This is a genomic window from Roseateles sp. P5_E11 (assembly GCF_054049355.1).
Genome location: NZ_JBFUMO010000198.1, coordinates 1 through 9,579, shown reverse-complemented (window position 1 = coordinate 9,579; position 9,579 = coordinate 1). Strand labels below are relative to the sequence as shown.

8 protein-coding genes are annotated in these 9,579 nt (G+C 67.3%); 6 read left to right on the top strand and 2 right to left on the bottom strand.

The window, feature by feature from the left end:
- From ACXJKR_RS15910 to ntrC, 6 genes are all read left to right on the top strand, one after another.
- On the top strand, nucleotides 1-849 hold an 849-nt coding region (locus tag ACXJKR_RS15910; protein WP_457323646.1), incomplete at its 5' end, for an EI24 domain-containing protein.
- Nucleotides 850-853: 4 nt separating this feature from the next.
- Nucleotides 854-1,645 (top strand): competence/damage-inducible protein A, encoded by a 792-nt coding sequence (locus ACXJKR_RS15905; RefSeq protein WP_457323645.1) that lies wholly within the window; start codon nucleotides 854-856, stop codon nucleotides 1,643-1,645.
- Between the two features lie 166 nt (nucleotides 1,646-1,811).
- A complete protein-coding gene (gene glnA / locus ACXJKR_RS15900) occupies nucleotides 1,812-3,227 on the top strand; it encodes a type I glutamate--ammonia ligase (protein ID WP_457323644.1) in 1,416 nt (471 codons plus the stop codon).
- Nucleotides 3,228-3,326: 99 nt separating this feature from the next.
- Nucleotides 3,327-3,818 carry a hypothetical protein gene (locus tag ACXJKR_RS15895; RefSeq protein WP_056199659.1) on the top strand — a complete coding sequence of 164 codons (492 nt, stop codon included), beginning with the start codon at nucleotides 3,327-3,329 and terminating at the stop codon, nucleotides 3,816-3,818.
- Between the two features lie 24 nt (nucleotides 3,819-3,842).
- Nucleotides 3,843-4,940 carry a nitrogen regulation protein NR(II) gene (gene glnL / locus ACXJKR_RS15890; RefSeq protein WP_056198384.1) on the top strand — a complete coding sequence of 366 codons (1,098 nt, stop codon included), beginning with the start codon at nucleotides 3,843-3,845 and terminating at the stop codon, nucleotides 4,938-4,940.
- Between the two features lie 34 nt (nucleotides 4,941-4,974).
- Nucleotides 4,975-6,447 carry a nitrogen regulation protein NR(I) gene (gene ntrC / locus ACXJKR_RS15885; protein WP_056198380.1) on the top strand — a complete coding sequence of 491 codons (1,473 nt, stop codon included), beginning with the start codon at nucleotides 4,975-4,977 and terminating at the stop codon, nucleotides 6,445-6,447.
- Between the two features lie 32 nt (nucleotides 6,448-6,479).
- Here ntrC and ACXJKR_RS15880 read toward each other — a convergent pair whose 3' ends face one another.
- Together ACXJKR_RS15880 and ACXJKR_RS15875 are read right to left on the bottom strand one after the other, a co-directional pair.
- The gene (locus ACXJKR_RS15880) at nucleotides 6,480-7,592 is read right to left on the bottom strand and encodes an EAL domain-containing protein (protein WP_056198377.1); all 1,113 of its coding nucleotides are present in this window, start codon (nucleotides 7,590-7,592) and stop codon (nucleotides 6,480-6,482) included.
- 124 nt (nucleotides 7,593-7,716) lie between these two features.
- Nucleotides 7,717-9,438, bottom strand: coding sequence for a protein kinase domain-containing protein (locus tag ACXJKR_RS15875; protein ID WP_457323643.1), 1,722 nt, complete (start codon nucleotides 9,436-9,438; stop codon nucleotides 7,717-7,719).
- Between the last annotated feature and the right edge of the window lie 141 nt (nucleotides 9,439-9,579).

The following is a 9,579-nucleotide window of genomic DNA, read 5'->3' as shown; positions in this document are numbered from 1 at the left end:
CAGGAAAGCCGCTTGATGCAAAGCCTCGTCGACTCCTTCTGGCGCGCCGCCGCCTACTGCCTGCATCCGCGCGTTATCGGGCTGTCGTTGCTGCCGCTGCTCATCTGTGGCGTGTTGGTGTTCGGCTTCATGTTCTTCTTCTGGGAGGGCGCCATTGCCGCAGTGCGCGCGACGCTGGAGAGCTGGCGCCTCATCGAGAGCCTGCTGCAGTGGCTGGACAGCTGGGGTCTGCAGGCCTTCCGCAGCGCGTTGGCGGCCATCGTCGTGCTGGCTGGCGTGCTGCCGGTCGTCATTCTGATGAGCCTGCTGCTGGTCGCGCTGCTGATGACGCCGGCCATCGTCCGCCTCGTCGCCCAGCGCCGCTTCCCGCTGCTGGAGAAGAAGCGCGGCGGCACGCTGATGCAGAGCGTCGCGGCCTCGCTGGGCGCCACCGTCATCGCGCTGGTGCTCATCCTGYTGTCCATGCCGCTGTGGCTGATCCCGCCCCTCGTCATGGTGCTGCCGCCGTTGATCTGGGGCTGGCTGACCTACCGTGTCTTCGGCTTCGACGTGCTGGCGGACCATGCCTCCGCCGAGGAGCGCCGCGCATTGCTGAAGGAGCACCGCATCCCGATGCTGGCCATGGGCGTGGTCTGCGGTTATCTCGGCGCAGTGCCGTCACTGATCTGGGCCGTTTCCGGTGTGGCCGCCGTCATCTTTGCGCCCTTCGTCGTGCTGCTGGCGATCTGGCTGTACACCTTGGTCTTCGCCTTCTCGACCGCCTGGTTCACCCATTACGCGCTGGGCGCCCTGCAGGCGCGGCGGGCGGCGGAGCCGGTGGCTGAATCTGCCGTCCTCATCGAAAGCTGAAGCTATGCAAGTGGGTCTCATCATCATTGGCGACGAGATCCTCTCGGGCAAACGCCAGGACTCGCACCTGGCCAAGTTCATCGAGTTGCTGGGGCAGCGCGGCATGCAGCTCGCCTGGGCGCAATACCTGGGCGATGACCGTGAGCAGCTTGTCGGCAAGCTGCGCGAGGCTTTTGCGAGCGGTGACCTCATCATCAGCTGTGGCGGCATTGGCGCGACGCCCGACGATCACACCCGCCAGTCCGCCGCAGCGGCGCTAGGCCGGCCGCTGGCCCTGCACCCCGAGGCGCGCGAGCTGATCTGGCAGCGCATCCAGCAGATGGCGGCCGAACAGGGCAAGACGGTGACGGCCGACGAGCCCGACACTCTGCGCCGGTTGGAGATGGGCGTCTTCCCGGAAGGCGCCGGCATCGTGCCCAACCCCTTCAACAAGATCCCCGGCTTCTTCGTTGGCAACGTCCACTTCGTGCCGGGTTTTCCGGTCATGGCGCATCCGATGATGGCCTGGGTGCTGGACCGCTTCCCGCAATTGCATCGCCAGGCCGGCGTCATCGAGCGCTCGCTGATCGTGCAGGGCGCGATGGAGGCCAGCCTGACGCCGCTGATGGAGACCATCGAGGCCGAGTTCGCCGGCATCAAGGTCTTCAGCCTGCCGAGCGTCGACCATCCGCAATGGGGACGCTGTATCGAGTTGGGAGTGAAGGGGGAGGCGCAAAGCCTCGACGTCGCCTATGACGCCCTGAAGCGGGGCGTGATCCAGTTTGGTGCGACCATCAGCACCGAGCTGGTGCGATAGTTCTCGCGCTGTCACGGGCCCCGCCACATAATCCCCGGCGATGCCGGGCAGCAACCCATGTCGGTGCATCTGGCATGCAACCTGCTTTAAATCCCCCCGTGGCCGCTGGCGCGTGTGCGTCGGTGGCGGCATTCCACCCCTGTCCAGATCCCGCTAGGAGCTATTGATGGCCAAGACCGTCGCCGATGTGATGAACATCGTCAAGGAAAACGAAGTCAAGTTCGTTGACTTCCGCTTCACCGATACCCGTGGCAAGGAGCAGCACGTCTCCGTGCCGGTCTCCCATTTCGACGAAGACAAGTTCATTTCGGGCCACGCCTTCGACGGCTCCTCGATCGCCGGCTGGAAGGGCATCGAAGCCTCGGACATGCTGCTCATGCCCGATCCGAACACTGCCAACATCGACCCCTTCTTCGAAGAGCCGACGCTGATCCTGTCCTGCGACGTCGTCGACCCCGCCGACGGCAAGGCCTATGAGCGCGACCCGCGTTCGCTGGCCAAGCGCGCCGAGGCTTATCTCAAGGCCTCCGGCCTGGGCGACACGGCTTATTTCGGCCCGGAACCCGAGTTCTTCATCTTCGACAGCGTGCGCTGGGGCAATGAAATGTCCGGCTCGTTCTTCAAGATCGAGTCCGAGGAAGGCGCCTGGAACTCCTCCAAGGAATACGAGCACGGCAACTCCGGCTACCGTCCCACCGTCAAGGGCGGCTACTTCCCCGTGCCCCCGGTCGACAGCGGCCAGGACATGCGCTCGGAGATGTGCCTGATCCTCGAGCAGATGGGCATTCCGGTCGAGGTGCATCACCACGAAGTGGCGAACGCGGGCCAGATGGAAATCGGCACCAAGTTCAGCTCGCTGGTGCAGCGCGCCGACTGGCTGCAGCTGCAGAAGTACATCATCCAGAACGTCGCCCATGCCTATGGCAAGACCGCGACCTTCATGCCCAAGCCCCTGGTGGGCGACAACGGCAGCGGCATGCACGTTCACCAGTCCRTCTGGAAGGAYGGCAAGAACCTGTTCGCCGGTGACGGTTACGCCGGCCTGAGCGAATTCGCGCTGTACTACATCGGCGGCATCATCAAGCACGCCCGCGCSCTGAACGCCATCACCAACCCCGGTACGAACTCGTACAAGCGTCTGGTGCCCGGCTTCGAAGCCCCGGTGAAGCTGGCCTACTCGGCCAAGAACCGCTCGGCCTCGATCCGCATCCCCTACGTCGCCAACCCCAAGGGCCGCCGCATCGAAGCGCGCTTCCCGGATCCTTCCGCCAACCCCTACCTGGCCTTCAGCGCGCTGCTGATGGCCGGCCTGGACGGCGTGGAGAACAAGATCCATCCGGGCGAAGCCGCCACCAAGGACCTGTACCACCTGCCGCCCGAGGAAGACGCGAAGATCCCGACCGTCTGCCACAGCCTCGACCAGGCGCTGGACTACCTGGACAAGGGCCGCTCCTTCCTGACCAAGGGTGGCGTGTTCACCGACAGCTACATCGATGCCTACATCGAGCTGAAGATGCAGGAAGTGACGCGCTTCCGCATGGCCACGCATCCGGTCGAGTTCGACATGTACTACGCGCTGTGATGGCCATGGGCAGCACGCGCGCTGCCTGTGTCATCCCCGTGGAAGGGGGCCGCTGGTGCGGCCCCTTTTTTGTTGCCGACGCTGAGCCACAATCCCGCCATGCTGAATCGATTGCTGGCTCCGTTGTTCGTCCTGGCCAGCCTGGGCGCGCAAGCCCAGGGCACGGTCTATCGCTGCCCCGGGCCGCCGGTGCTCTACACCGATGCCTTGAGCGCGAAGGAAGCCAACGAGAAAGGCTGCCGCACGATCGAAGGCACGCCGATCACCGTCTTGCAGGCACCCAGGCCGCGCGCCAGCGCTTCGGCGGCACCGGTGGCCGAGGGGCCGCGCGGTGCTGAAAGCCGCATCGACGCCGGCCAGCAGCGCGTGCGCGACGACGAGCGCCGCCGCGTGCTGCAGACCGAGCTGCGCCAGGCGGAAGAACGCCTCGCGGCCGCGCAGCGCGAGTTCAACAACGGCCAGGGTGAGCGCCGCGGCGACGAGCGCAACTACCAGAAGTACCTCGACCGCATGGCCGAGCTCAAGGACAGCATCGCCCGCCACGAGTCCGACATCCAGGCGCTCAAGCGCGAAATCGCCAAACTTCCCTGAGGCGCAGAGCGCCTCCGGCGCTCCATGACCGATACCTTTTTGCTGCCGGCGGAATTTGCCGGCCTGGACTTGCTGGCGACCATGGTCGTTGTCACCAGCGCGGAGGGCGAATGCCTGTTCGCCAATGCCGCCTTCGAGAACGTCATGCGGCTGTCGCGCCGCAGCGTGCAGAAGGCCCAGTTACCCGACTGGTTCGATGACGCCCAGCGCCTCACCGAGACCCTGGCCGGCGTTGCTGCCAACCACTACTCCAGCAGCCGCTTCGACGCCTTGCTGCGCCGCGGCTCCTGGGCCCACGAGGATGGGCTGCCCGTGCATGTCATCGTGTCGCAGATGGATGCGGGCGACGACGACGTGCCGCGCGTGCTGGTGGAGCTCATCGAGATTGCCCAGCAGGCGCGCCAGGACCGTGACGAGCGCAGCCTCGACCAGGTCCAGGCCACCAAGGAGCTGACCCGCAACCTCGCTCACGAGATCAAGAACCCGCTGGGGGGCATCCGCGGTGCAGCGCAACTGCTGGCGCTGGAGCTGCAAGACGGCAATCCCGAGCTGACCGAATACACCCAGGTCATCGTGCATGAGGTGGACCGCCTGCAAAGCCTGGTCGACCGCCTGCTGGCCCCGCATCGCCGCGCCCAGGTCGTCGGTGATGCCAACATCCACGAGATCTGCGAGCGGGTGCGCGCGCTGGTGCTCATCGAGCATCCCAAGGGCCTGGTCATTCACCGCGACTACGACACCTCGCTGCCTGACTTCCGCGGCGACCGCGAGCAACTGATCCAGATGGTGTTGAACATCGTGCAGAACGCCGCGCAGGTGCTGGGTTCGCGCATCGCGGCCGGCGACGCCCAGATCGTTTTGCGCACGCGGGTGGCCCGGCAGGTGACCATCGGCAAGCAGCGCTGGCGCTTGGCATTGGAATTGCATATTGAGGACAACGGTCCCGGCGTCCCCGCCGAGATCCGGGATCGCATCTTCTTTCCCCTGGTCTCAGGGCGGGAGGGCGGCTCGGGACTCGGACTCACGCTTGCGCAGACGATCGCCCAGCAACATCAGGGCATGATCGATTGCGAAAGCGAGCCGGGCCTGACGAATTTCCGAATCACGCTGCCCTTGCCTTGACGCCACAAGCCGACAGGATGGGCTGAGGAACCGCATGAAATCCATCTGGGTTGTTGACGACGACCACTCGATCCGCTTCGTGCTCGAGAAGGCCCTGGCCCGCGAGGGGCTGCCGGTGCGCAGCTTCAGCAATGCGCGCGACATGCTCGCTGCTCTCGACGACGACAGTCCGCAAGTGCTGGTGTCTGACATCCGCATGCCCGGCGGCTCGGGCCTGGAACTGCTGGCCAAGGTCAAGGCGCGGCTGCCGGCGCTGCCCGTCATCATCATGACGGCCTACTCCGACCTGGACAGTGCCGTATCGGCCTTCCAAGGCGGCGCGTTTGAATACCTGCCCAAGCCCTTCGACCTGCCGCGCGCCGTGGAGCTGATCCGCCGCGCCCAGGAAGAGAGCCAGCGCGAGGCCGGCGAGCAGGAGGCCGCCGCGCAGGTGCCCGAGATGCTGGGCCAGGCGCCGGCCATGCAGGACGTCTTCCGCGCCATCGGCCGCCTGTCGCAGAGCAACGTCACCGTCATGATCACGGGCGAGAGCGGCTCGGGCAAGGAACTGGTCGCCCGCGCGCTGCACAAGCACAGCCCGCGTGGCGAAGGCCCCTTCGTTGCCATCAACACCGCGGCCATCCCGAAGGACCTGCTGGAAAGCGAGCTCTTCGGCCACGAGCGCGGCGCCTTCACCGGTGCCCAGGCCTCGCGGCGCGGCCGCTTCGAGCAGGCCGACGGCGGCACGCTCTTCCTCGACGAAATCGGCGACATGCCCTTCGAGCTGCAGACGCGCCTGTTGCGTGTGCTGTCTGATGGCCAGTTCTACCGCGTCGGTGGGCACAGCCCGATGCGCAGCAATGTGCGCGTCATCGCCGCCACACACCAGAACCTGGAAGACCGTGTTCGCCAGGGCGTGTTCCGCGAGGACCTGTTCCACCGCCTCAACGTCATCCGCCTGCGCCTGCCGCCGCTGCGCGAGCGCCGCGAGGACGTGCCCTCGCTGGCCCGTCATTTCCTGCAGCGCAGTGCGACCGAGCTGGGTGTCGAGGCCAAGCGCCTGTCTGACGCCGCCCTCGTCGTGCTGACCAATTTCGACTTCCCTGGCAATGTGCGCCAGCTGGAGAACATCTGTCACTGGCTCAGCGTCATGGCGCCCAGCCAGACCGTCGAGCCCAAGGACCTGCCGGACGAGGTGCAGCCCGGCTATGTCCCGGCGCCTTCCACGACGGCCATGACAAGCGTGCCGGCTGCGCAGTCCAGTGCCGCTGCGCCCCTGCCGGCCGCCGCGCCGGCCAGCACCAGCAGCGGCGAAGGTTGGCTGGCCGACATGGCTGCCGATGCGCGCGCAAGGCTGCTAGCGGGTGAACCTGACGTGTGGGATGCGCTGACGAAGAAGTTCGAGGCACAGCTCATCCTGACGGCGCTGGACATCACGCGCGGCCGCCGCATCGAGGCCGCCCAGAAGCTCGGCATCGGCCGCAATACCATCACACGCAAGATCCAGGAGCTGGGCCTGGACGTTTGAGAAACGCCGCTCCCCGGTCTGCCGGGGAGCCGCTACAGCGTGTCCACCATGATCGGCCTGCCGGTCAGATAGCCCTGGATCAGGCGAAAGCCCATCTCACGGCAGACCTGGGCCTCGGCCTCCTGTTCGACGCCTTCGGCCAAGGGCACCGAGCCCAGCTCCAGCACCATGCGCACCAGGTCGCGCACCATGCGTTGCTTGCGCTCGCTGGCCTCATGCAGGTTGCGCACGATGCCCATGTCGAACTTGACGAAGTGCGCCGGCACCTCGGCCAGCTCGTTCAGCCGTGCCTGGCCGGCGCCGAAGTCGTCGTAGGCGAACTCCACGCCGATGCCGTTCAGGCGCTCGGCCAGCTCGCGCATGCGGTCGACTTCGACCACAGCGCTTTCGTGCACCTCCACCACCAGCTGTGGCCGCGTGGGCAGGGCCAGCAGCCCCTGCAGGGCCTGGAAGAACTCTTCCGAGAAGGTCTCGCTCGGATGGGCGTTGACGAAGACGCGCATCCCCTGCGCTTTGGGCGCCAGCGCCGCTACGCCATGGGAGCGGAACGCTTCGCTCAACTCGGCCTCGCGCCGCAGCGTGGCGGCCATCCGGAACAGGTGCATCGGCGAGCCGGGCAGCTCAGGGTGCGTGCAGCGGCCCAGTAGCTCGTAGGCGAACAGCCCGCCCGTGCGCGCGTCGACGATGGGTTGCGCCGCTGCCGTCAGGCCTCGGCCGGCCAGGAACTCCAGGAACTGCGCCTCCAGGCGCACGAAGTTCTGGCTGAGGGGGTTCATGCCCGGTGAGACCACCATCGTGCGCATGGGCAGCGGGCCCGCCACGGTGGCCGCAGCAAGCGTCTCGTCGTGGGTCAGGCGGAACTCGGCGGTGCAGAAATGGATGATGTCGTTCGGTGCCAGCTGCCGCGGGCCCACCAGGCGCTCGTGGTTCACGAAAGTGCCGTTGGTGCTGCCCAGGTCGACCACCAGCAGGCCGCCCGCCTCGTCGGCCTGCAGTTCGGCATGCCGTCGAGACAGCCCCTGCGCCTCGATGGTCAGGTCATTGCCGGCATCGCGACCCACGCTGAACGGCAACCGGTCGATGCGATGCGTGACGCGCGATCCATCGGCGGCCACGCTCTCCAGAAACCACGGCGTACTGCCCATTCAAGCCCCTCCACGCTCCTACCGCCAACCTGCGGCGCACACACTTTCGGCGCGTGCTGCGGAATGAGCACATTCTGAAACACATTCACCGGGCAGGAGCACCGGTCCTTCCCTCGGTTGGGGGTCAGCTGCCGCTCAGCCTTAATCCCAGCAACACCAGCGTCGCCAGGCCGAAAACCAGCGTCAGCACGCGCCAGAACAGCAGCGGATGGCGCTGCTGCAGCGGCGTGCGGTCCCGGCTCAYGAACTCGGGGCCGGGCGCATAAAGGTCATGCGCCAGCTCTGACAGTGCCTGCTGACGCCGTGAGGGTTGGGGATGCAAGGCCTTGCGCAGCACGCGGTCCAGCCAGTCGGGCAGGTCGGGGCGCCGGGTGCGCAGCGGCACGTATTGCAGCTTGTGCAGGTCACGGGGGCCACGCACCTGGGGCACCTGCAGGCCGTAGGGCAGGGCGCCGGTCAGCATCTGGTAGGCCAGCACGGCCAGCGAGAACAGCTCGGACACCTGCGTGCCGCCGTCGCCGGTGAAGTATTCCGGCGCGGTGTACTGCAGGCTGCCGGCGATGTCGGTGGCGCGCGCATCGCCCAGGCCCTCGTTCAGGCCCGCCACATGGGCCGAGGCGAGGTCGATGAGGATGACAGTGYCCTGGCGGTCGATCATCAGGTTCTCGGGCCGCAGGTCCTGGTGCAGCATTTCCTTGCGATGCAGGGCTTGCAGGCCACGGGCGATCTGGTCGACGAGCTGGCGCACCTCGTCGAGCCCAGGCTTCGGGTGATCGGTCATCCACTGGGCCAGGGTCTGGCCGGTGATGAACTCCATCGCGGTGAAGAGGTGCTCACGCCGCTTCTCGGCCGGCGCGGCCTTGATGACGTGCGGGCTGTCGACGCGCCGCGCCACCCACTCCTCGATCGCGAAGCGGTCCAGGGCCCGGCTGTCGGTGCCCATCTCGGCGGAGGGCAGCTTGAGCGCCCATTCGCGCTCCTGGGCATCGACGGCCAGCACGACCTGGCTCCTTGCGCTCGCATAGAGCTCGCGAATGACGCGRTAGCCCTCGAACTCCATGCGCGGGGCCAACCGTGGCGGCAGGCGCAGGCGCTCCCGCTGCACGGGCGGCGCGAGCTGATCGGGCAGGGATTCAACGCGCGCCAGCATGACGGTGGCGTTGTCCTGGCTGCCCCGCGCCAGCGCCGCGGCCACGAGGGCCTGGGCGGCGGCCTGCAGGTCGGCGCCGTGGCGGCTGACGGTGCTGACGACGAGCGCCGGGTCCAGGTGCTCGTAGGCGCCGTCGGTGGCCAGCAGATAGGTCTCGCCGACCTCGGTGGGCCAGCAGGCGTGGTCGATCTCGAGATGCGGGCTGATGCCCAGTGCCCGGCCCAGATAGGTCTGGCCGCCGTCCAGGCGCACGCGGTGGTCGTGGCTCAGCTGCTCCAGCGCGGTGGGATGGATGCGGTAGGCGCGCGTGTCGCCCACATGCAGCAGGTGCACCTCGCGGCCCTTGAAGACCAGGGCGCTGAAGGTGCAGACATGGCCGCGGTCCTTGTCGAAGCGGCCTTCGCCGAGCTGCGTCTGGGCGTGCAGCCAGCCGTTGGTGGCGGCCAGCACGCATTGGGCGGCGCGGCGTACTGTCCAGGCCTCGGAGGTGCCGTAGTAGTCCTCCAGGAAGCCGCGCACCGCCGCCGCGCTGGCGATCTGGCTGACGGGGCTGCTGCTGATGCCGTCGGCAATCGCCAGCGCAATGCCCCGCGAGCGGCGCTGTGCGTCGGTCGGCAGGGCTGCGCCGTGGAAGTCCTGGTTCAGCGGCTTGACGCCGGCCTCGGAGTGCTGGCCGACTGCGACCCGTAGAGTCATGCAATGACACCGGAGCGTTTCGGGCCGAGCGCCGGGCCGCTCCCWAGCCGGCCCGCTTTGGCGATGTGCTTGCGGCTCGATGCCGCAAGCATCGCCGTCCCCTCGGGGGACCGGCCAAGGTACTCCTTGGACGAGGGGCTC

Bases quoted from the DNA above. Each gene is read 5' to 3' on its own strand.
- glnL (WP_056198384.1), top strand. From the start codon at position 3,843: ATGACCGATACCTTTTTGCTGCCGGCGGAATTTGCCGGCCTGGACTTG.
- ACXJKR_RS15905 (WP_457323645.1), top strand. From the start codon at position 854: ATGCAAGTGGGTCTCATCATCATTGGCGACGAGATCCTCTCGGGCAAA.
- ACXJKR_RS15895 (WP_056199659.1), top strand. From the start codon at position 3,327: ATGCTGAATCGATTGCTGGCTCCGTTGTTCGTCCTGGCCAGCCTGGGC.
- ntrC (WP_056198380.1), top strand. From the start codon at position 4,975: ATGAAATCCATCTGGGTTGTTGACGACGACCACTCGATCCGCTTCGTG.
- ACXJKR_RS15880 (WP_056198377.1), bottom strand. From the start codon at position 7,592: ATGGGCAGTACGCCGTGGTTTCTGGAGAGCGTGGCCGCCGATGGATCG.